The organism is Ancylomarina sp. YFZ004, assembly GCF_054254355.1.
This window is the reverse complement of record NZ_JBTCHQ010000019.1, coordinates 39,270-61,753: the sequence shown is the minus strand read 5'-3', so window position 1 is coordinate 61,753 and position 22,484 is coordinate 39,270. Positions and strand designations below refer to the sequence as shown.

The window sequence follows — 22,484 nt, the reverse complement described above, 5'->3', positions numbered from 1 at the left end:
AATGACAAACCGTACAAGTGGGGTATTTTTCCTTCCCCTCATCATTCGTAATACCATGATCACTTTTTATGTATGTGTTATAAATCCCTCTATGACAATTTCCACATGTAGCGGGTATATTTTCAGGATAAACTGAAGATCTTTTGTCACTATCTTTCAACATGAAATGTGTCGTATGGCAGTCTGTACAAACGGCACTTGATAAAAGCCCCTTATTAATCATACCCTTTCCATGAACACTTAAAGAATAATCGTGATAAGCATCCACTTCCTTAAGAGTGGTTTGCTGACTTGCCCTGCCATTTTCACGATGGCATCCACCACAAAGAGCAGGAATAGAAAGACGATACACGAGTGATGTCTCATCCTTTTTTGACTTAACCAGATGCTTCCCATGACAATCGGTACAATAGGGAGCAGATTCTTTTCCCTCAAGGTAGGCCACGCCATGCCCACTTATCGCATAGATCTCAGATATTTCAGCATGACAAGAGGAACAATCAACTTTACCAGCCGTTTCGCAGGGGCGTTTTTTTCTTGCAGAAACATCGGAGTGACATTTTACACAAGTGATATTGTTATGAGCTGAAGTTATCAAATGATTGACATCAACCTGAAGAGAAATGGTATCCAGTCCAACAAGTTTATGGACCTCTTTCTTTTCGTGGCACACAAGACAAGACCGATCGGATATGGTTTCAAGAATATTTTGGATATTTACGATATGAGGTGGATGACAGTCAGTACATGCAGGAATTGATCCTGGCTTTTTCTCCCACTGTTGTTCGTTAATCACCTTGGTATGTACCTGTTCAATTCTTGCATGACATTGCATACAGGTAGAAGCAATATTCTTGAGAGAAATACTGGAAAGACGATAATTATGGGGTAATATCAAATGGTTTCCATGACAATTATTACAAGTCGCCGTAACAATCAGACCGCTCTTACACAAGCCTTTACCATGTATACTCTGACTGTAATTCTGTAATATATTGTGTTCTGTAATCTTGTAGGTGCGAGCAACAGGAGCCCCTTCCCGATGACACTTCCCACACAGAATGGGAATATTCATTTTATAAGTTCGGCAAGTGGGATTGGTATGGGATAAAATATCGTGCCAACCATGACACTCCCTACAATCAGGAGCATACCTCGCTCCTTTTTTCAATGCCAGACCATGAATCCCCATTTCAAATTTAGTCTGAGCCTCTTCGTGGCACGTACCACAGTTAACAGGAGACATCTCAGTAGGGTGTGGCCAATCGTCTCCAACAGCAGATTCAGGATGACAGGCTATGCAGGTCACTTCTTGATGGATGGATCTAAGCAAAAGAGGGTGATCAACCCATACAGACTGAGCCTTGACTTTTCCTTCCCTTACGATATAAGGATCGTCATGACACATCATACATGTTTCGTCATCCTGGCCAATAAGTTTAGGGCTACTGAGGAAGCCCAGTAGAAAGGTAGAAAGCCAAATGAACCATTTTACTTTTTGTAAGTAGACAGCACCCATATTAAACGGAATAGTAGCTATTAAACTTATTTACTACGTAAGTTAATGACTATTCAAGGGAAATAAAAAAAAAAGCCGAAGGATAAATACCTCAGCTACTAATGTTGGTTTTCTTTTTGAGAGTTTTTCAAAGCTTCTTAACACCACCTCCCTGAAAGAGTAGCTCATTCATATAGAATAATAAAAACTAAATTAGAAATTATCTTAATAAAAATATTTCATAACATTATTCAACATCAGTGCATGTATTTATCAATACAATAAAATATATTTGTTCCAATTTTAATCTATCACTATAGAAACATAATTTTATCATTTTTGTTTAAAAATAAATAACAACACATATCCTCAATTATGAATTCTACAATAATTAGAATATTTCTGCTATTATTCATCCTTTATTTTAACTTGTCCAATTCTGATGCACAAGAAATCAAACTTCATTTTAATGGAGGTCATGCAAACTACCAAATGTCCGAGCTAAAGGCATTCCACAAAAACATCATTAAGGAAAGTGAATTACCTCTAAAATTAACAGATAACTTCCCAGCCTATTTTACTTTCGAATCAGGACTAACACTTGACTATGGGAATTATAAAGTTGGACTTTTCTATAGTCGATTATCTACAGGCTATAGAGCAACCATAAGTGATTACTCTGGAGCATATTATATAGACAATAAAATAAACAGTAATCTAATAGGAGTTAGAGGGGAAATTAAACTCTTGGGATATAAACGTTTTTCTGTTTGGGGAGGTTCATCCTTGGGTTTATTACATTCAAATTCCAGCTTAAAAGAAAAAATCACAATAACCGATACATCTTCAAGAAACACTCTAAAATTAGAATCTAAATCAACTCTTTTAGAATTGTTCACAAGCATCCAGTATCAATTAAAATATTATAATATATTCACTTCTGTAGGATATGGATTTGATCTTAAAGGAGATCTATATCTCGAGGATAATCCAGATGCATTTCTCCAAAATAATGACCAAAAGGTTAGCACTAACTGGAGTGGTTTAAGAATTCGTCTAGGGATACAGGTTACACTTATTGATTTAGCAAAAATATTATAACATTAACAAAAATGAAAAGATTCATTCAAATTATAATTATCACAACTATAAGCTTAGCCCCTACATCTTGCGATTTTATCCTCGATAAAGAAAACTTCATTGATATTAATAAAACATTAAATCCTGAAGCTATTGAAATTAATTTTGAAAATCAGGATACAATGCAATTACGTCTTATTGATACAGCTATATACTTCAATATTAAGCCTAAAAAATATAAAATACTTGAAATTAACTGCTATAGAAATAATGAACATATTCAAAGCTTTAGTTCGGGCTTGAAACACAAAATCCAAATCTATTCTCAATGGATCGATGAAGGGTTAAATACCTATAGAATTGAGGTGATAACCAACTCAAACACTGGAAGTATTGCTGATTTAACTCAGAATGAAGGTTATGCTTTTAATAATGAATGCTACGTGTTAAAATTTCCAAATGATAATCCCATAATGAGCCTAAAATCAGAAGTAATTGATGGTGTTTATAAATTATCATGGAATAAATATCCCTATTCTGATTTCAAACAATATGTATTAAATGGTCCCAATAATTTCATTTTTAAAACAAATGACATTAATCAACTAAGCTACCCCGACTCCAGCGTTATAGAAAAAATAGGCCATTACTATCATACTTTAGATGTAGATGTTGAAAAAGAAATTAAGTATCGTAAAATTCAAGGACATGTAAGCAAAGAATTCCCTTTACCTAAACTTAAGGTTGATAAAACAGGCCCTTTATCAGCCATTATTAGTTGGGATAAAACGCAATTTAAACATGGGTTCAAAGAATATGAATTGGTGTTTCCTGGGGGTGTAATTGGTCAAGATACTTTTAAAACGCGTACAACTAAATCAATTCATAATATCGATTCGACCAGCATCTCGATTACAAACGTACCTTTTGGTAGTTCAACTGGCTTAGAATTATCCTTTATCCCCCATAATATGGATAGTTATTACAAAGATAAGTACACAATCAGAGGATATATACCTACAGGGATAACATTCAAAAACAAATACAATTCGCCATACAACTTTCACCTCAACAAAAATAAAAAACTATATAACTTAGATGGAAATCCACTAAAAGAATACGATGAACATCTTGATAAATACTCGACGGTCAAAAAATTCAAATATGAAGTTAAGTTGAATACTAAGTCAGCCAATGAGAATTCAATATGGATAAATAGCAAAGACTCCATATACTCTTCAGATGAACATTTCAATCTGGGTAAGAGCTATTCAATTAAATCGATTTGGAAAAACATATATGGAGAAAGTTCGACTAAAACAGGATTTTGGCGTTATAATTCAGACGAAGTAGGTAATCTCTATTTTGTAGATCATGATTCATTATATAAATATAATTTGAACCAAGGTGAAGTTGTTACGAGTCTAAAAATAGTAAACCCATATCATAGTTGTGATGTTTCAATAAATGGCGATTATATCATCAGACGATGGAAACTATACAAACTAATAAACAATGAATATCAAATTATAAACACCGATTTAGGTTCTATCTCGTTTCATCCTACAAAAAATATACTAATTTCGGAGAAAGAGGGTAAATATTTCTTTTACGATCTCGATACTTTTACAATTGTAGATCGTTTAGATATCAATGGAAAAGTAATATCTGTTTCTAATGACTGGAGTAAATTATTGATCTATGATGAAAGCAATAATCAGATTAGAGTTTTTTCGGTGGATGAAAAAAAGATTCTTTTTTCTTTCAATTCTAATGAGTACAAAGGGGATGGCTACTATTTAATTTATGATAATTACATCTATTACAAAAATACAAAATTGAAGTATCAATAATAAGAAATTAAAGTTCTAAAAAAAGCCAACAGAATCAAGTTCAGTTGGCTTTTTTTATATCTGGGAGTAAATAAAAAATGCTGCCCTATTTCAAATTCTCTTTCAAGAAATCTGTCATCATACTATAAAGGTGCAAACGTGTTTTCCCTCCATAAATACCATGATTACGGTTGGTGTACATGTGCATTTGGAATCTCTTATTATTCTGGACTAATTCTTCAGCCAACTCAAGACTATTCTGCATGTGCACATTGTCATCTGACGTGCCATGAATTAAAAGGAACTTACCTTTTAACTGATCAGCAAAAGAAATGGGAGCATACTTGTCGTAACCTTCTGGATTCTCTTGTGGTGTGCGCAGATAGCGCTCCGAATAGATACTATCGTAATAGCGATACGAAGTGACAGGTGCAACAGCAATTCCTGCAGCAAATACATCTGCTCCACGGAACATACAAAGCGATGACATTTGACCACCAAAACTCCAGCCAAACACGCCAATCTTCGATCCATCGATATAATCCAATCCTGCCATGTATTTACCCGTCTCAATCAGGTCGATAGCTTCCAAATTCTGAATTTGCATGTAGGTGCACTTCTTAAAAGCCTCTCCGCGAGCACCTGTTCCACGATTGTCAACACAAACCACTACAAAACCTTCCTGAGCTAAATATTCGAACCATTCGAAACGGTAACGATCCAAGACACGCTGCGATCCCGGACCTCCGTAGAAAGTCAATAGGGCTGGGTAGTTCTTCGTCGCATCAAAGTTCGTAGGCTTAATCATAAAAGCATTCAGCTCTACATCTTCCGACGTTTTGAAAGAGAAGAACTCTCGCTGAGGTAATTGATAATCTGCCATTTTCTTTTTTAGTGGGGCATTATCCTCAAGTACACGAATTTGCTTGCCCTTGGCATTATGCAAGGTCACCAAAGTAGGTGTCTTTGTATTCGAAAAGTAGTTGATATAGTACTTGAAGCCCTTGCTGAAAACAGCCGAATTCGTTCCCATATCTGTACTCATCTTCTTCGTTCTTTTACCTTTGATATCAACAGCATAAATCTCGCGCTGAAGTGGTGATACTGCAGCTGCCTGATAATAGAAAAGTTTATGAGCCTCATCATAGTCTAAAAATTTAGTCACCTCCCAATCTCCCTTTGTAATCTGACGCTTAAACTTACCGTCAATATCGTAAAGGTAAATATGATTGAAGCCTGATTTCTCACTGGTCAGAATAATAGACTTAGCATCTTCGGTAAAGGTCAAATCATCGTTCACATCAATCCAAGCTTTGTTCTTCTCTTCATAAATCAACTTGGTATCTCCCGTGTTGACATCAGCAAACAAAAGCTCATAATGATTTTGATGGCGGTTCATTCTCACCATGCTCAATACCTCAGCATTACGTGTCCACTTAATTCTTGGGATATATTGATCGGTCTCCTCCCCAACCTGTATAGTTTGCGTTTTCTCCGACTCTAAATTATAAACATGAACACTCACAATAGCGTTATCTTCACCTGCTTTAGGGTACTTAAATGTATAATTCTCGGGATATAAGGCATTGGCTTTTTTCTCAGGGTATCTGCCCTTAAAAACCGTCATATTAAATTGCTTCACGCGAGATTCGTCGAAACGCATAAAAGCAATACGCTTGCCATCGGGTGACCATTGAAAACCTTTCCAAAAAGAGAATTCTTCTTCGTAAACCCAATCGGGTGCCCCATTTATGATGTGATTGTATTTACCATCAAAAGTAAATTGCGTCTCCTTATTAGTCATCAGATCTTTAATAAACAAATTGTTATCGTGGAAGAAACAAACCTGATCGCCTGCTGGAGAAAAATCGGCTAATTGCTGACGTCCTGTTGAAAGCGCATACAGCTTTTTGCTTGCTGTATCGAAAACAAAAAACTCAGCAGAATAAGAATGTCTGTAAATGTTAATTCGATTACTTGCTAGTAAAAGCTTTTTCTCGTCTGATGAGAATTGGTAGCTATCAATTCGCTTGATGGCTGTATTTTCCATTGTAGACAAATCGAAAAGAACTTCGATCAATTTTCCGGTGGCATAGGCATATTTTTCAACGCGTTCACCTTCCTTAAGTATCGTATAATGTAGACCATCATTCATAGAACGTAAGCCGTAAACCGATCTGGCATTGAAAGTGCCATTCATACTCACATTTTCGAGAGTAAAGGCTTTGTCACCATTTTGTGCACTAACAAGAAATGCAATAAGCAGTAAGGGGATTAATAATAATCGTTTCATATATAAGGTTAAAGTAAATGAAGGTTAATCCCGATTCTCGGGACCAGCAAAGCTGGAGTATAAAGTAGAAAGGTTAAAGTTGATGCTTGTTGTCAGTTATCGGTTTTCTGTTATCACATATTGACAACAGAAAACCGACAATAGATAAACAGTACAATTAAAACTCAGTGTGCTCGTTTCTTCGAATGATCTCGTTTTGTAAATCCTCACCCAAGTCGTTGAAATAGTCACTATAACCTGCCACACGCACAATTAGGTCTTTATGAGCTTCCGGGTTCTTTTGTGCATCGCGAAGGGTGTCGGCATCCACCACATTGAATTGAATGTGGTGACCATCCATACGGAAATATGAACGAACCAGATTCATCACCTGAGAAATTCCTGCCTCATCTTCCATAAACTGTGGGCTGAACTTCTGATTCAAAAGAGTTCCGCCTGTTCGAAGATGATCGATTTTTGCAGCTGATTTTACCACAGCAGTCGGTCCTTTGGTATCTGCTCCCTGATAAGGTGAAATGCCTTCGGACAATGGCATTTCAGCCAAACGACCATCTGGTGTTGCTGCCATTATATTCCCGAAATAAACGTGGCAAGTGGTTGGTAGCATATTAATGCGAAACACCCCACCCTTTGCGGTTGGTCTACCATTAATGGCCTCATAGAAAGTTTCGAAAATATCCACAGCGAAATCATCAGCGAAATCATCGTCGTTACCATATTTAGGTGTCTTATAAATTAAATCGCTTCGCAACTGATCGTAGCCTTCGAAATTAGCATCCATTGCTTTTTTCAAATCCGTCAGGCTCAACATTTCCTTCTCAAAAACATTCAATTTAATGGAAGCCAGCATGTCACTCAGACTTCCCAATCCCACGCCTTGAACATATGAGGTATTATAACGAGCACCGCCCGCATTATAGTCTTTGCCATTGCTTATACAATCGTCAACCAAAACCGAAAGGAAAGGCACTGGTAGATAAGTTGAATATAAACGCTCAATCACATTATTACCTCTAAGCTTGATATCGGCAAAGTGTTTCACCTGCTTCTGCCAAGCTGCGAATATCTCGTCATAGGATTTAAAACTAGATAATTCGCCTGTTTGTAAACCAATCAATTTCCCTTTACGAGGATCAACACCATTATTCATGGTTATTTCAAGAATCTTAGCCAGATTGAAGTAACCACTCAGACTATAATTTTCTGTTCCGAAAGCACCTGTTTCAACACAACCAGAACAACCCCCATTACGGGCATCCTCTATGCTTTTTCCTTGGAGTATCATCTCCTGAATAACCGCATCGGTATTAAAAATAGAAGGCTGACCAAAACCAGTCTTCACAATTCTAAGTGCTCGCTTGATAAAACGATCTGGGTTTTTCTTGCTTAATTGAACCATTGAACTAGGCTGCAATAATCGCATTTCCTCAATCACATTCAAAATGACATAGGACATTTCGTTTACAGCATCAGATCCATCTTCTTTTAAACCACCAACATTAATCAGACAGAAATCGGTATAGGTACTACTTTCCATGGCCGTTACACCCATTTTAGGTGGCGCTGGGTGATTATTGAACTTGATCCAGAAAGCCTGCAGTAATTCATACATACTGTCTTCAGCTAAATCACCTGATTTCACTTCCTTCTCGTAAAAAGGCAAAAGGTGTTGATCTAATCGACCTGGGTTGAATGAATCCCAAGGGTTCAATTCTGAAATTACACCCAAGTGAATAAACCAGTAATGCTGCAATGCCTCGTGCATGGTTTCAGGAGCATGAGCAGGAACACGACGGCAAACCTTAACCATCAGCTCTAATTCTGCTTTCCTTTCAGCATTCTTTTCTGCCTTAGCTAAGCTTTCCAATTCATCAGCATGGCGCTCTGCAAAATGGATGATACCATCGCAAACAATATCCATGGCCTTTAGTTCTTCCTGCTTGTCGTAGGCATTGGTATCATTTAAGAAATCTAATACCTCAATGGCTGTAGCGATATCCTTTTTCACATCAAGGAAACCTCTTTGGAACATTTTCTTACCTAAGACAGTATGTCCAGGTGCACGTTGCTCTTGAAACTCAGTAAAAATACCAGCTTCATAAGCATTCAACCATTCTGGAGTCATATTACCAATCAGCTTATCGCGATTGGTTTTTCCTGTCCAGAAAGGAATGATGCTATCCTCATATATCTTGAATGTTTCCTCATCAACCATAAAAGAAACCTTCTCTCTATCGTTTAATATCTTAAGATCGTCCAAAGAGTGAATGCAAATCTCTGGATATGTCGGGCAGGACTTTGGCGCAGGTCCACGCTCACCAACGATCAATTCATTGGGATTAATACAGATCGTCTTGTTGGCAAAAAAGTGCTTAAAAGAAAGGGCACGTTTCACTGGTGTAGAAACCATTTGCGCCTCATCTGACTTATAAAATTCGGTCATTAACAAAGCGCGCTCAGGCGATATGCAGTTGATTGCATTTAAACTTTGTTCTCTTAGTTTTTGTATTCTAATGTTCATCGTTTTAGTTTTTTTGAAATCAATAATTGTTCATTATTAATTTGGTTATCCGCCCACACTTACTTTAAAACCTGATTCTCTGAAAATAGACTGAACCCATTGCGTATCCTCTTCTAATAAAGATGCCATATTAGGCATCGAACTCTCTATACCAAAGCGTCGGAACTTATCCTGTCCGGTTCGGTGATAAGGTAGAATATGGAATTCAGGTTTCTGGGGTAATTCATTAAGGAAATCTAGCATCAAATTGATGTTTTCCTGAGAATCATTGAAGCCTGGAATCATTGGAAAACGAATGATTATATGCTTGCCTTTCTCTGACAAGTACTTCAGATTATTAAGAATCAATTTATTAGATACGCCTGTATTTTTCAAATGGTCGGCATCAAGCATGTGCTTCAAGTCAAAAAGGAATAGATCCACATTGTCAACAATGCGATCAATTTTATCCTTCGAGGCATAAGCCGTAGTATCCAAAGCGGTGTGGATCTCTCTTTCTTTACAAGCTTTAAGTATAGCCTCAAGAAAATCGATCTGCATCAGAGGTTCTCCGCCACTGAAAGTTACGCCTCCACCCGATTCATCAAAGAAAAGCTGATCGCCTTCTATTTCAGAAATCAATTGGTTAATAGTATAAGCTTTGCCTATTTCAGCTTGATCGGCAACTTCCACATCACCCAGACGATTATTTCGGCATATGGATTCAATCCCTGCCTTATAGGATTCGGGGTTATGACACCAAACACAGCGCAATGGGCAGCCCTTAAAAAAAACAGATGTGCGAATCCCAGGGCCGTCGTGCACAGCATAACGCTTAATATCAAAAACAATTGCTTGCATTGTTTCAAACTTTCGAATACGAATAATCAACAAGTTGCAATTATCCCATTAAGGATATGCCTTGGTATTCGCAATTCAATTAATAAAGTGTGAGTTAATTCTTCGACCGGGTAGGATATGGTCGATTCTTACTTCTAAAAAGTAAGGTAAAGGAATGCTTGTGGGATCAGCAAATCCAACATTCATAAAGACCTTTGTAGGAAGGTTTTTGTATAACGGTATTAATCATCATTCTAACAGTCTTTTATCAACCCTCTAAAGATATGATTTTTTTTGGATTGAGAAACTGACATTTAGCAGCTTTCAATACTTAAGCATTATTGATTTCTAACGCAAAGCCGCCAAGCTAAACGCAAAGGGCGCAAAAAGTAGAAGAATTATAAATAAACTCTGCACTCTTAACGATATACTTTGTGATCTTAGCGGTTAAGTTTTAATACTCTATGGATTTAATTCACTTTTATCATGCCGATATGTGGAATGCCATCTTCCAAGTACTCTTCTCCTTTTTGAACAAATCCATGACTTTCATAGAATTTTTTTAAATACTTCTGAGCTGATATTTTGATTATATCTTCTCCATAGTATTCCTTAATGGCTTTTATACTCTCATTCATCAGAGTATGACCATAATCATAACGACGCTCATCTTCTGCAACAATTACACGCCCAATACTACATGTATCAAAATACTCTACCTTATCGAATAGACGAGCGTAGGCACATATTTTCGTGCCCTTAAATCCTAGTACATGTATGGCTTTCTTGTCTTTACCATCCTGATCGAGATAAACACAATCTTGCTCCACAACAAAAATCTGCGATCTCAATTGCATTAAATCATACAGTTCATTAAGGGTGAATTCCTCAAACTTTAAAACCTTCCAATCAAGCTCTTTCCCTTTATTTTGATCTTGCATGCTCATCATTTTAAATACTTAAAAATAATCCACGAATTCAAAGACTCGTGGATTAATCTATTTTATAACTAATCAATATCTGTTACTTTCCATTTGAAGGCAAGTCAAGACCATATCCTGAAATCTTATCTTCACGCTTTAGAAGAATTGCAAACAACAAACCAAGAATACCTAATGCAGCAAACATGATCATCGTATAGGTGTAGTCAAGACTTTCAGCTCCTGGAGCATTGGTTTTATCCAATACTAGTCCTGCCAAAATTGGGAAAATCCATAAGCCAATATTCTGCACAGAGAACATGAAACCATAAGCCGTTCCAATTCGTTTCTCATCAACAATTTTAGCCACTGATGGCCACATTGAAGCTGGAACTAATGAGAATGCAATTCCTAAAATAACCATCAGCACATAAGGGTTAATGGTCGTAAAGGCAAAACAAGTGTGTACTAAAACTAAGATTAGCGATCCATAAATCATCAAGGTAGCTGCTCGTCCGTATTTATCTACAATAAAACCAAAGAGTGGTGTGAAAATCATGGTTCCAATAGGTAACATAGATGAGATATCACTGGAATCATCTATGGATAGATTAAACTTGTTTAGGAAAAAATCTGCAGAGAATGAAAAGAAAGGGAAAACTGCTGAATAGAAGGTTAAACACAAAAGAGTCACATACATAAACGATGGATTCGTAATCAAGTCCTTCAAATCAGACATTCTAAATGGATCACTTTTTGCAACAACACCATCCTCTTGACTTTGCTTATCCAATTTCAAATCATACATCATGTAAATCATGAAAACAAGCAAGGAAATACATACGAAGAGAGCTGCAAACCAAATGGCAGTTGTCCATCCTGAAGGTGAATCAATTAAATAGGGTGACAGCTGAAAAGCCAAGAAAGAACCTGTTCGTGCCAAGCCTAATTTTACGCCAAAAGCTAAAGCTAACTCTTTACCTTTAAACCATTTCACAATAATTTTAGAGATAACCACAATACTGGTTTCAGCACCTAAACCAAATAAGAAACGTCCCAAAAGCATCATCTTTAATTCAGGAGAGTAAGATGGCATAAATGAAGACATAAATTCATATCCCCAACCACCATTGGTATATATTTCACTGGCTCCATATGCCGTAACTAAAGCACCAAAAGCCATAAAAGAAACAAACATGAAACCTGTTCGACGAATACCCAGTTTATCAAGAATAATACCTCCTAAAACGGCCATGCCGAGAAAAACATTTGAGAGAGAATAAACGGAAACAAAGAGACCAAAATCAGTGGAAGAAAAACCAAACTCTTCGGTTAACTTAGATTTTAAAGGTGATAAAGCATCGTAGAAATAATAGTTGGCTGCTAATACAAAACCTACCAAAAGTAGCATTGCCCATCGCATCCATACATTATCGCGAAGAGTTCTTTTAAGATTTTCCATATTCGTTTTTGTCGTTTTATTTAGGTCGAATTATAATCAGCTTCGAAAATACGAAAGCTTTTAAACGTAAAGACACAATTTCAAAGAAATAAATATAAAAGAGTCACGAATTCACGAATAGAATTCATCAATTTAATGTGTGAATTCGTTGCTATCATTTTTTTAATTTGAATTCATGATTATCTTTAATAAGTATTATATCATCTTAACTCAACTCTTTTAAGATATGAAGACTCGCATACTCAGTTTATTACTCTTACTAATCATTCCATTTGTTTCATTTTCTCAAGAGACAAGTGATAGCCTTGACGTATCAAAAACTAAGGTTTATAAGTTTGATATCAAGCAAGATATTGGACCTCCAATTTGGCGACAAACCAAAGATGCTTTTTCGGAGGCTAAAGAATGGAATGCTGATATCTTTTTGATTCATATGAATACTTATGGTGGTATGGTGGTTCATGCTGACTCCATCCGTACAGCAATTCTAAACTCTGAGATGCCAGTTTATGTCTATATCGATAATAATGCCGCATCAGCTGGTGCACTAATCTCTATTGCCTGCGATGGCATTTATATGCGAACAGGTGCTAATATTGGAGCTGCTACCGTTGTCAACCAGACAGGTGAAGCCATGCCTGATAAGTACCAATCCTATATGCGATCGACTATGCGAGCCACAGCCGAATCACATGGAAAAGATACTTTGATTCAGAATGGTGATACAATCATTAAATGGAAACGTGACCCGCTTATTGCAGAAGCCATGGTCGATCCTCGAACCTATATCGAAAATGTGATCGATACGGGAAAGGTTCTGACTTTTACGCCTAACGAAGCTATTAAAAATGGTTATTGCGAAGGAATGGCGAACTCTGTTAAAGAAGTTTTAGAGCAATTAGAAATCGAAGAATATGTAATTAAGAAATATGAACCTTCTGGTATTGAGAAGATGATTGATTTCATGCTGAACCCGATGCTACAAGGTCTTCTCATTATGGTTCTCATTGGTGGAATTTATTTTGAATTGCAATCACCAGGAATTGGTTTTCCTTTAATTGCTTCGATAATTGCAGCTGTTCTTTATTTCTCACCGCTCTACCTTGACGGTCTTGCTGCCAATTGGGAAATTATACTTTTCATTATAGGCGTCGCCTTGCTTGGGGTTGAAATATTTGTTGTTCCCGGATTTGGCGTTGCAGGTGTTTCTGGTATTATATTCATCATATCAGGCCTTAGTTTGAGTTTAATAGACAACGTGAACTTTAATTTTGAGCCACGACATATCAAATCCCTTTTAGGAGCCATTCTTCTGGTCACCTTCTCTATGCTGACCTCAATCATTTTGTCAATTAATCTAAGTAAACGCCTTTTTGCGGGGAGTGGTTTTCTTGGCAGATTGGCTCTAAAGACTGAAGGAAAAATTGAGGAAGGCTATATTGGTGTAGACATGAGTCCTAAGTCACTTGTGGGACAGAAGGGATTCTGTGGAACCGATCTTCGCCCCTCAGGGAAAGTGATTATAAATGAAGAAATATACGATGCCAAATCGGAAGATGGTTTTATAAACAAAGGAACTGAAGTGCTTGTGCTTCGATACGAAACAGGGCAAGTCTATGTGATGAAAGCTGACAATGAGTAAATGTATAAATTTGATTATTTCATTTTACACTTTATCTTTTTTCACTTTAAGCTTTTCACTTGGCTTTTTTGCCTTTATCCCTATCTTTGCGCACCAAATAAGAAAATATGATATCGATTGAAGAAATAATAAATGAGAATAGTATTACAACTGAAACCATAGCTTTTAGAATGCTACTTAGTTTAGTTGTAAGTGCTATAGTGGGTATTGAGCGAGAATATCATAAACAGCCTGCTGGTTTGCGTACACATATTCTCATCAGTATGGGTGCAACCCTTATTATGCTACTTTCAATTTATATTCCCCAAACATTTAGCCAATATCAACCTGCAGATCCTGCTCGATTGGCTGCTCAAGTTGTATCGGGTATTGGTTTCCTGGGTGCTGGAGCCATCATGAAATTTGGCTTTAATGTGAAAGGATTGACCACAGCAGCCTCTATTTGGGTGATTGCTGCTATAGGCTTGGCTATTGGTGCAGGTATGTATTGGGCCACAGCTATCGCAACTGGCATCTTACTATTTTCACTTTTCTTTCTTGATTTCTTCGAGAAGTGGTTGTTCCCAGCCAAATTTATCAAACATCTACGTGTCTATTCTTCGGTTGGTTTCGATCTAAAAACAGATCCTATTCTAGTGCTATTGAAAAAACACAAGGTCAATATCAGAACCATCGATATTGAACAAACATTTGATGAAAAACGCACCAGCCTCTATTTTGTTATTCAGATCAACGAAAAAGTCAAAATTAACACCCTCTCTGAAGAAATTGGCGAGATAGAAGGCGTTCAGAAAGTAAAGCTTCATCAAATCGTTTAAGACTAAAAATTACACTTACACAAACTGTATATGAACCTAATTAATAATGGGAAACTTGATTTTTCCCAACTGGAAAATATCACTAAAAAACCAAAGCTTTTCACTAAAGATAAAGTCAACTTTTGGCAAGATCCCTACATCTCCGAGCATATTCTTTACGCTCATTTAGATGATGAAAGTGATGAAGGTTCAAGAAAATACGAAACTGTAATCAAATCGGTCTTGTGGCTAACTGAATATATGGATATGCCCCAAGGTGCCCGTTTACTTGACTTAGGTTGTGGTCCTGGTTTGTATAGCGAACATTTCCATGGGCAAGGTTTTAAGGTCACTGGAATTGATTTTTCACAAAGCTCAATCGACTATGCCAAGGAAGAAGCTAAAGCTTCTAAATACGATATCGAATATATCTGCCAAAATTATTTGGAGATAGACTACAGCAATGAATTTGATGTGATCACTCTTATTTATGGTGATCTGTGTGTGCTTTCACATCAGGAAAGAGATTTGCTTCTTACCAAGGTTCGTAAAGCTCTTAAACCCGGAGGTTACTTGATATTCGATTTATTTACCAAGCAATTTTTCAAAAAAGGACACGAGAACCAAACTTGGTATTTAAGTCAGGAAGAAGGCTTTTGGAAAGAGGAAGAACACTTGCTACTACACGAACATATCAAGTATAAGAAAGACAAAGTTCGTTTAGAGAAATACACGCTGATTATGAATGATGGTAACATGCAGAGCTACCATATCTGGAAACATTATTTCTCTCTGAAACGTGCCAAAGAAATGCTAACGCAACACCAATTTGATCTCAAGGATTTTTGGAGCGACCTTTGCGGAAAACCCTACGAAATTGAGAGTTCATGGATTGGCATGATTGCACAAAAACCCTTAAAGTAGTTATAGGGCTTTCATCAAATCAGAATGAATAAAATTATAATTCAATCTTCTTTTAAGCTTTTCATTTGTGATGAGTTTAAAAGAAGAATGGCTTCCCTCCTCCTCGTCGAAAATGGGTAGTGACACGCTAATAATCTCGGCAGCTTTAGTATAAAACTCCTTTTTAGAAGGATGGGTATCAGCTGTACAGTTAAAACATTCTTCCCACACATCTTGATTTATGATTTCATTGATGATTTGAATACAATCATCACGATGAATCAGATTGACGGGTGCATCAGCATTTTTCACTGTCTTCCCAGACAGGAAATTACCTGGTTTTCTATTACCACCAAAAAGACCTGAGAATCTAAGAACAGTTGTCTGATAATTCTTATTTCCTTTCAACAAATTCTCTATTGCTACCCAAGGAGATTCACTTAAATCTGAATGCTCATCAACTATCTTAGCTGAATTTTTATAAACACCTGTTGAACTAATCAGTATCAATTTCTTTACTGATGACTGTTCCAATACAGGCAAGAATTGTTTGTAGAGTTCAAGATCCTTAATCGTTAAATTAAGAACCAAAACATCCGTATTCAAGAAGGCCCTCATATCATCATTCAAGTCTTCAAAACGAATCTGAAAAACTTCAATCCCTTTCTCAGATAAACGTTCTTTTTTATCAAGATTGGTAGTAGCCCCTTTTACATTAAAACCTTTTCCTATAAAATCCATTGCTAGGGATTCGCCTAACCAACCACAGGATAGGATACTGATAGATTTCGAATTAGACGTTTGCATAAGTAGGCTATTAAATTATTATTCTGAGATGTTATGACTGAAAACAAAGATTTATAAAATTATTGAATTCATCACCTTTATTAAAAATAAAAAAGCCGAAGAATAGATCTTCGGCTTTGGGTTGAAGCTTTAAGGTTGTCCAATCTTAAAGCTCAAAAGTGATCCGATCAATTCACTTCATATAGTAAACTGATCGAATCAATAATTAATTACAGATCGCGACGTTGGTATAGAGCATCCTCCATATCCATTTCATCAAACTGCATGTATTTGTAAACTTCAGCTTCGTGAGCTTGGATCTTATCTTTGTAAATATCCAAATACTCAGCTGGAGTAGGTAGTTTTCCTAATACAGAAACAACAGCACCAAGTTCAGCAGAACCTAACCAAACCTGAGCACCTGTACCCATACGGTTGTTAAAGTTACGAGTTGAAGTAGAATATACATTCACCTTATCTGGAACACGAAGTTGGTTACCCATACAAAGTGAACATCCAGGAGTCTCAATACGAACACCTAGCTGAGAGAAAGTAGCAAATGTCGCTTCTTCTTTCAATACAGCCTGATCCATACGAGTTGGAGGTGCCATATATGTTCTTACCTTATCAGATGGCGTTAATCCACTCCAAACTTTCTCACAAGCACGGAAGTGACCAATGTTTGTCATACATGAACCGATGAATACATCCTGAATTTCAGTGTTCTGAACATCAGAAAGTAATTTTACGTCATCAGGATCGTTAGGACAACAAAGAATAGGCTCGTGAATTTCAGAAAGATCGATCTCGATTGTTGCAGCATATTCAGCATTATCGTCTCTTGAAAGCAACACTGGGTTAGCTAACCACTCGTTACAAGCATCAATACGGTTTTGAATTGTTTGAGCATCATCATAACCCATCTTGATCATTGATTCCATCAAGGCAACGTTAGACTTCACGTACTCAATAACACGCTCTTCTGATAACTTAATACAACCTGCAGCAGCAGAACGCTCAGCAGTCGCATCCGTTAATTCGAAAGCTTGCTCAACTGTAATATCCTCAAGACCTTCCATCTCGATAATTTTACCGCTGAATATATTGATTTTGTTCTTCTTAGGTACAGTTAACTGTCCGTTCTGAATCGCAAAATAAGGAATTGCATTTACGACATCACGTAAAGTGATACCCGTATTCAATTTTCCTTTAAATTTAATAAGAATAGATTCTGGCATATCCAAAGGCATGAAACCTAAAGCACCTGCAAAGGCAACCAAACCAGAACCAGCTGGGAAAGAAATCCCTAATGGGAAACGTGTATGAGAATCACCACCTGTACCAACAGTATCAGGAACCAATAAACGGTTCAACCATGAGTGAATAACACCATCACCTTGCTTCAAAGGCACACCTTTACGCTCAGACATGAACTTAGGCATACTTTTGTGCATTGCCACGTCAGTCGCTTTTGGATAAGCTGCAGTATGACAGAATGATTGCATAAACATTGGCGCTTCGAACTTCAAACATGCCAACTCTTTAATCTCATCACGAGTCATAGGACCCGTTGTATCTTGAGATCCAACAGTTGTCATTTTTGGAGCACATGATGTTCCTGGCAATACGCCTTCAACACCACAAGCTTTACCTACCAATTTTTGAGCCATTGTATAACCCTGATTAGCCTTAGGCTCTGGATTATTCGCAACAGTAAAAATATCAGCAGCAGGCATTCCTAATAAAGTACGAGACTTTTCAGTTAATGCTTTACCGATGATCAATGGAATACGACCACCTGCACGGTACTCGTCAGTTAATGTATCAGGAGCTAAAGAATAAGTACAAACCACTTCGCCATTGCGAGTAATTTCACCTTTTACATTGTTGATGATGATTTCATCACCTGTATTCAATACAGAAACATCAGTTATGATTGGTAATCCACCTGAATCCTGAGTTGTATTATAGAAAATTGGAGCGATAGCACCACCAATAACCACACCAGCAGTACGCTTGTTTGGTACACATGGAATATCCTCACCAATATGCCATAGTAATGAGTTAGCAGCTGACTTACGAGAAGATCCAGTACCTACAACGTCACCTACGAAAGCAACTTTGTGACCTTCTTTTCTCCATCCAGCAATCGTGTCGATACCGTCTTCGAAACGGCCAGCACCCATAGCTAAAGCATGCAATGGAATATCAGGACGCGTAAACGCCTGAGATGCAGGAGAGAAATCATCTGTATTGATTTCACCTTCTACTTTATAAACTTTAAGTTTGATTTCTTCTGGCAATTCTGCACGAGTAGTAAACCACTCTGCGTTTGCCCAAGATTCAATCACGCTCTTAGCAGCAGTATTGTTCTTAGCAAGATCTGCAATAGTTTGGAAAGAATCGTAAACAAGTACAATTCCTTTAAGAGCTTCTGCAGCCTCTTCAGCTAAAACTTCGTCTTGTAAAGCTTCAACCAAAGCGGTTACGTTGTAACCACCCATCATTGTTCCTAAAATCTTAATTGCTTCAGATTTTGTGATGATTGGTGAAGTCAATTCGTCTTTTAAAAGCTGTCCTAAAAATTCAGCTTTTACTTTTGTTGAATCATCAACTCCAGGAGCGATTCTTTCTTTGAATAAATTCAATAGGAAATCCTCTTTCCCTTGGATAGGATTTTGCAATAACTCGCAAAGTTCTGCAGTCTGTTCTGCATTCAATGGCAAAGCCGGGATACCTTTGGTAGCGCGGGCTGCTTCGTGTTTTAAATATGCGTCAATCATGAGTTTGTTGATACGGTTATGTTAGTTTCGTAACCTCGTATTTAGAATAAGGAAATATTCCTTTATTCATAACAAACTTAGAGCTTTTCTATTTACGCTATTCAGAAAAACATGTGTTTTATATCATATTTTAGAACTTGAAATATGGGGGTAATCCCTACCCTAAATCAAAGGAAATGCTATATTACGGCCAGTCTAAAAAAACATAAAAAACTTAAGTATTTCAAGCAGTTTGAACTCTCCTAAATTAAGGCATCACAAAAACACTTCCCAAACAATAGATATACCGAAACGACATGATTTAGTCATCTCGTTTAATCTAACTAAAGTAGTCGTATGATTAAAAAAGACCTAGGCCATGCAAAAAGACAATTGCAATAGCTCCTGGAGCGATGAATTTTAGAACAAATATAAAAGTGGTGATTATTCCTTTGGATAACTGAGAACCTTTAGCTAATTCTTCTTCAATCCTCTTACGCCCCCAATACCAGCCAATAAATAATGATATAAATAGGCCACCTAATGGCAATAGCATATTAGCGGATATCCAGTCGAGCAAATCGAAGAAATTTAAACCGAATATAGTCTGCTCTTTTAACAAGCCCATTGATAAGGAACAAAAGATGCCAACTATAGAAATCATCACCGTTGCTAAAATAGTCGCTAAGGTCCTTTTAATTTTTAACTCTTCTCTAAAATAGGCCACTACAACCTCAAGTATCGAAATCGATGATGTTAGGGCAGCCACAGTTAATAAGAGAAAGAATAGAATTGAAAAGAAGAAACCACCTGGCATCTGTTGAAACACATTGGGCAGAGTGATAAATACAAGTCCAGGACCACTGCTGGGCTCTATACCAAAGGCAAATACGGCAGGAAAAATGGCAATACCAGCAAGAATTGCAATGAGGGTATCGGCTATAGTTACCTGTAGTGCGGTTTTGGCTAGATTATTCTGGTTACCTATATAGGAACCATAAGTTATCAGAGTTCCCATGCCTAAACTCAAAGAGAAGAAAGCATGTCCCAATGCACTTAAAACACCATCAGCGGTCAATTTTGAGAAGTCTGGGCGAAAGAGAAAATTCAAACCCTCTCTTGCTCCATCCAAAGTAATGGCTCGTATATCTAGAACGATAATTATAAGAATCAATATAGGCATCAAAATCTTTGCATACTTCTCAATACCATCTTTTACTCCAATTATAACAATTGCCATTGTCATGAGCATGAAAGATAATTGGTAAAAAATTGGTAAGCCTGGTTTTTCAATAAATTGCGTAAACATAGACCCTAGCTCATCAGGGCTCTTAGTTGCAAAACTATCCGTAACAGATTTCACAATATAATCGATACTCCAACCTGCTACAACCCCATAAAAGGAGAGAATCATAACAGCTGCAGCTACTCCTAATACACCCACATATTTCCATGGCGAGTTCGGTGCCAAATTCTTAAAAGCTCCAAAGACATTAGATCTTGATTTTCTCCCGATCATAAACTCAGATAGCATAATGGGCAAACCGATGAGAGCAATAAAACCAAGATATACAAATAGAAAAGCTGCACCACCATAGACGCCTGTGATATAAGGAAACTTCCAGATATTCCCTAGACCTACTGCAGAACCTGCAGCAGCGGCTATAACGCCCATTTTACTCGAAAATACATCTCTTACTGGGGGTGTTTTATCTGATTTCATATAGAATTGGGGCTTTTATCAATTTAGGATTAGCTGATGCTTCTGATTAGAATAATCAGTCTATAAAGAAACTAAATTCTCAAAAACTCACAAGTAATATGTATGATGATTATCACACAGATACAAAAAAAACCCGGACAATGTCCGGGTTTTAAATATCTATAATAGGATGTTATTAGTTACGTCCTACAGCATTTAGGTCGTTGAAAGCAACAACCAAACGATCTTTCATTGAAACCTCACCTTCACGTAACCATTTACGTGGGTCGTAATATTTCTTATTAGGCTTTTCTGCGCCATCAGGGTTACCAATCTGTCCTTGAAGGTAATCACGGTGCTTAGCTTCGTACGTACGAACACCATCCCAACATGCCCACTGAGTATCAGTATCTATGTTCATCTTAACAACACCATAAGAAATCGCTTCGCGAATTTCCTCTGCTGATGAACCTGATCCGCCATGGAATACAAAATCAACAGTATTTTCAGCAACACCATATTTCTCAGAAATAAATGACTGAGAGTTTAATAGAATCTTTGGAGTCAAGACAACATTACCTGGCTTATATACACCATGTACATTACCAAAAGAAGCAGCAATAGTGAAACGAGAAGATACTTTTAATAAAGTTTCGTAAGCTAAAGCGACATCAGCAGGTTGAGTATATAATAAAGAGTTATCCATTTCAGTGTTATCAACACCATCTTCTTCTCCTCCTGTACAACCAAGCTCAATCTCAATAGTCATTCCTATTTTGTCCATGCGCTCTAAATATTTAGCACAAGTACCAATATTTTCATCTAAAGGCTCTTCAGACAAATCTAACATATGAGAACTAAACAATGGCTTACCTGTTTGCGCGAAAAATTCTTCACCAGCATCCAAAAGACCGTCGATCCAAGGTAATAATTTTTTAGCAGCGTGGTCAGTATGCAAAATAACTGGAATACCGTAATGCTCAGCTACAGCATGAACATACTTAGCACCAGCAACAGCACCAATAACAGCAGCATCATGCCCATTAGCAGCAATACCTTTTCCAGCGAAAAATGAAGCTCCACCATTCGAGAATTGAATAATAATAGGAGAGTTAGCTTCGCGTCCAGCTTCAAGAGCTGCATTGATCGAATTTGTATTTACTACATTTACAGCAGGAATAGCAAATCCTTCTTGTTTTGCAACCTGAAATAACTTTTGGACATCATCACCTGTGATAACACCTGGCTTAACTACTTCTAATACTTTTTTCATATGTGATAGTTTTTGATAAGATTAACTCAAGAATCTATGAGAAGAATTACACAAACTTTCAGGCTTGAAAGATGTTATATTTCTTATAATCTATTTTTATTAAATGGTTCTAAATTACATGTGGTTCTAGTAGTATTCTCTAGATATATTCCTAACCTAAGTACGAAGTTAAAAAGAAATAATAGAATTTGCAT

Annotated in this window: 15 protein-coding genes and 1 pseudogene; 6 read left to right on the top strand and 10 right to left on the bottom strand. The window is 37.0% G+C overall.

The genetic code is table 11. The annotated features are described in order from the left end of the window. Nucleotides 1-1,519: cytochrome c3 family protein (locus tag ACXR6G_RS19625; RefSeq protein ID WP_458363152.1), on the bottom strand; the 1,519-nt coding region annotated here is incomplete at its 3' end. 354 nt (nucleotides 1,520-1,873) lie between these two features. Between ACXR6G_RS19625 and ACXR6G_RS19620 the strand changes: the two genes are divergently transcribed. Together ACXR6G_RS19620 and ACXR6G_RS19615 are read left to right on the top strand one after the other, a co-directional pair. Next, the gene (locus tag ACXR6G_RS19620) at nucleotides 1,874-2,599 is read left to right on the top strand and encodes a hypothetical protein (protein ID WP_458363151.1); all 726 of its coding nucleotides are present in this window, start codon (nucleotides 1,874-1,876) and stop codon (nucleotides 2,597-2,599) included. Between the two features lie 11 nt (nucleotides 2,600-2,610). Next, the gene (locus tag ACXR6G_RS19615; protein WP_458363150.1) at nucleotides 2,611-4,431 is read left to right on the top strand and encodes a hypothetical protein; all 1,821 of its coding nucleotides are present in this window, start codon (nucleotides 2,611-2,613) and stop codon (nucleotides 4,429-4,431) included. An 85-nt stretch (nucleotides 4,432-4,516) separates the two neighbouring features. Here the strand turns inward: ACXR6G_RS19615 and ACXR6G_RS19610 are convergent, their stop codons facing one another. From ACXR6G_RS19610 to ACXR6G_RS19590, 5 genes are all read right to left on the bottom strand, one after another. After that, complete coding sequence (locus ACXR6G_RS19610; protein WP_458363149.1) at nucleotides 4,517-6,703, bottom strand: S9 family peptidase; 2,187 nt, start codon at nucleotides 6,701-6,703, stop codon at nucleotides 4,517-4,519. Between the two features lie 157 nt (nucleotides 6,704-6,860). Next, on the bottom strand, nucleotides 6,861-9,224 hold the full coding sequence (hypD, locus tag ACXR6G_RS19605) for a trans-4-hydroxy-L-proline dehydratase (protein WP_458363148.1): 2,364 nt from the start codon (nucleotides 9,222-9,224) through the stop codon (nucleotides 6,861-6,863). A 45-nt stretch (nucleotides 9,225-9,269) separates the two neighbouring features. Continuing rightward, complete coding sequence (locus ACXR6G_RS19600) at nucleotides 9,270-10,064, bottom strand: glycyl-radical enzyme activating protein (RefSeq protein ID WP_458363147.1); 795 nt, start codon at nucleotides 10,062-10,064, stop codon at nucleotides 9,270-9,272. 449 nt (nucleotides 10,065-10,513) lie between these two features. Then, the gene (locus ACXR6G_RS19595; protein ID WP_458363146.1) at nucleotides 10,514-10,984 is read right to left on the bottom strand and encodes a GNAT family N-acetyltransferase; all 471 of its coding nucleotides are present in this window, start codon (nucleotides 10,982-10,984) and stop codon (nucleotides 10,514-10,516) included. A gap of 82 nt (nucleotides 10,985-11,066) precedes the next feature. Beyond that, nucleotides 11,067-12,425, bottom strand: coding sequence for an MFS transporter (locus tag ACXR6G_RS19590; protein WP_458363145.1), 1,359 nt, complete (start codon nucleotides 12,423-12,425; stop codon nucleotides 11,067-11,069). A 226-nt stretch (nucleotides 12,426-12,651) separates the two neighbouring features. Here ACXR6G_RS19590 and ACXR6G_RS19585 point away from each other — a divergent pair. The 4 genes and pseudogenes from ACXR6G_RS19585 to ACXR6G_RS19570 form a co-directional block, all read left to right on the top strand. Next, nucleotides 12,652-13,338: pseudogene (locus ACXR6G_RS19585) on the top strand (NfeD family protein); the annotation flags it as partial. Nucleotides 13,339-13,377: 39 nt separating this feature from the next. Then, on the top strand, nucleotides 13,378-14,067 hold the full coding sequence (locus tag ACXR6G_RS19580; RefSeq protein WP_458363153.1) for an NfeD family protein: 690 nt from the start codon (nucleotides 13,378-13,380) through the stop codon (nucleotides 14,065-14,067). A 107-nt stretch (nucleotides 14,068-14,174) separates the two neighbouring features. Continuing rightward, nucleotides 14,175-14,885, top strand: coding sequence for an MgtC/SapB family protein (locus tag ACXR6G_RS19575; RefSeq protein WP_458363144.1), 711 nt, complete (start codon nucleotides 14,175-14,177; stop codon nucleotides 14,883-14,885). Between the two features lie 30 nt (nucleotides 14,886-14,915). Further along, on the top strand, nucleotides 14,916-15,788 hold the full coding sequence (locus ACXR6G_RS19570; RefSeq protein WP_458363143.1) for a class I SAM-dependent methyltransferase: 873 nt from the start codon (nucleotides 14,916-14,918) through the stop codon (nucleotides 15,786-15,788). Here ACXR6G_RS19570 and ACXR6G_RS19565 read toward each other — a convergent pair whose 3' ends face one another. The 4 genes from ACXR6G_RS19565 to fbaA all read right to left on the bottom strand — a co-directional run bounded on the left by ACXR6G_RS19565 (nucleotide 15,789) and on the right by fbaA (nucleotide 22,290). Beyond that, entirely contained in the window at nucleotides 15,789-16,574 is a 786-nt protein-coding gene (locus tag ACXR6G_RS19565) for an NAD(P)H-binding protein (RefSeq protein WP_458363142.1), read from the bottom strand. It lies immediately after the preceding gene. A gap of 209 nt (nucleotides 16,575-16,783) precedes the next feature. Beyond that, entirely contained in the window at nucleotides 16,784-19,336 is a 2,553-nt protein-coding gene (locus ACXR6G_RS19560; protein WP_458363141.1) for a bifunctional aconitate hydratase 2/2-methylisocitrate dehydratase, read from the bottom strand. Nucleotides 19,337-19,676: 340 nt separating this feature from the next. Then, nucleotides 19,677-21,038 carry a sodium-dependent transporter gene (locus tag ACXR6G_RS19555; RefSeq protein WP_458363140.1) on the bottom strand — a complete coding sequence of 454 codons (1,362 nt, stop codon included), beginning with the start codon at nucleotides 21,036-21,038 and terminating at the stop codon, nucleotides 19,677-19,679. A gap of 175 nt (nucleotides 21,039-21,213) precedes the next feature. Then, nucleotides 21,214-22,290 carry a class II fructose-bisphosphate aldolase gene (gene fbaA, locus ACXR6G_RS19550; RefSeq protein ID WP_458363139.1) on the bottom strand — a complete coding sequence of 359 codons (1,077 nt, stop codon included), beginning with the start codon at nucleotides 22,288-22,290 and terminating at the stop codon, nucleotides 21,214-21,216. Nucleotides 22,291-22,484 lie beyond the last annotated feature (194 nt).

Coding starts and splice junctions, on each gene's coding strand:
- ACXR6G_RS19620 (WP_458363151.1), top strand. CDS start 1,874: ATGAATTCTACAATAATTAGAATATTTCTGCTATTATTCATCCTTTAT.
- ACXR6G_RS19615 (WP_458363150.1), top strand. CDS start 2,611: ATGAAAAGATTCATTCAAATTATAATTATCACAACTATAAGCTTAGCC.
- ACXR6G_RS19610 (WP_458363149.1), bottom strand. CDS start 6,703: ATGAAACGATTATTATTAATCCCCTTACTGCTTATTGCATTTCTTGTT.
- hypD (WP_458363148.1), bottom strand. CDS start 9,224: ATGAACATTAGAATACAAAAACTAAGAGAACAAAGTTTAAATGCAATC.
- ACXR6G_RS19600 (WP_458363147.1), bottom strand. CDS start 10,064: ATGCAAGCAATTGTTTTTGATATTAAGCGTTATGCTGTGCACGACGGC.
- ACXR6G_RS19595 (WP_458363146.1), bottom strand. CDS start 10,984: ATGCAAGATCAAAATAAAGGGAAAGAGCTTGATTGGAAGGTTTTAAAG.
- ACXR6G_RS19590 (WP_458363145.1), bottom strand. CDS start 12,425: ATGGAAAATCTTAAAAGAACTCTTCGCGATAATGTATGGATGCGATGG.
- ACXR6G_RS19580 (WP_458363153.1), top strand. CDS start 13,378: ATGATTGATTTCATGCTGAACCCGATGCTACAAGGTCTTCTCATTATG.
- ACXR6G_RS19575 (WP_458363144.1), top strand. CDS start 14,175: ATGATATCGATTGAAGAAATAATAAATGAGAATAGTATTACAACTGAA.
- ACXR6G_RS19570 (WP_458363143.1), top strand. CDS start 14,916: ATGAACCTAATTAATAATGGGAAACTTGATTTTTCCCAACTGGAAAAT.
- ACXR6G_RS19565 (WP_458363142.1), bottom strand. CDS start 16,574: ATGCAAACGTCTAATTCGAAATCTATCAGTATCCTATCCTGTGGTTGG.
- ACXR6G_RS19560 (WP_458363141.1), bottom strand. CDS start 19,336: ATGATTGACGCATATTTAAAACACGAAGCAGCCCGCGCTACCAAAGGT.
- ACXR6G_RS19555 (WP_458363140.1), bottom strand. CDS start 21,038: ATGAAATCAGATAAAACACCCCCAGTAAGAGATGTATTTTCGAGTAAA.
- fbaA (WP_458363139.1), bottom strand. CDS start 22,290: ATGAAAAAAGTATTAGAAGTAGTTAAGCCAGGTGTTATCACAGGTGAT.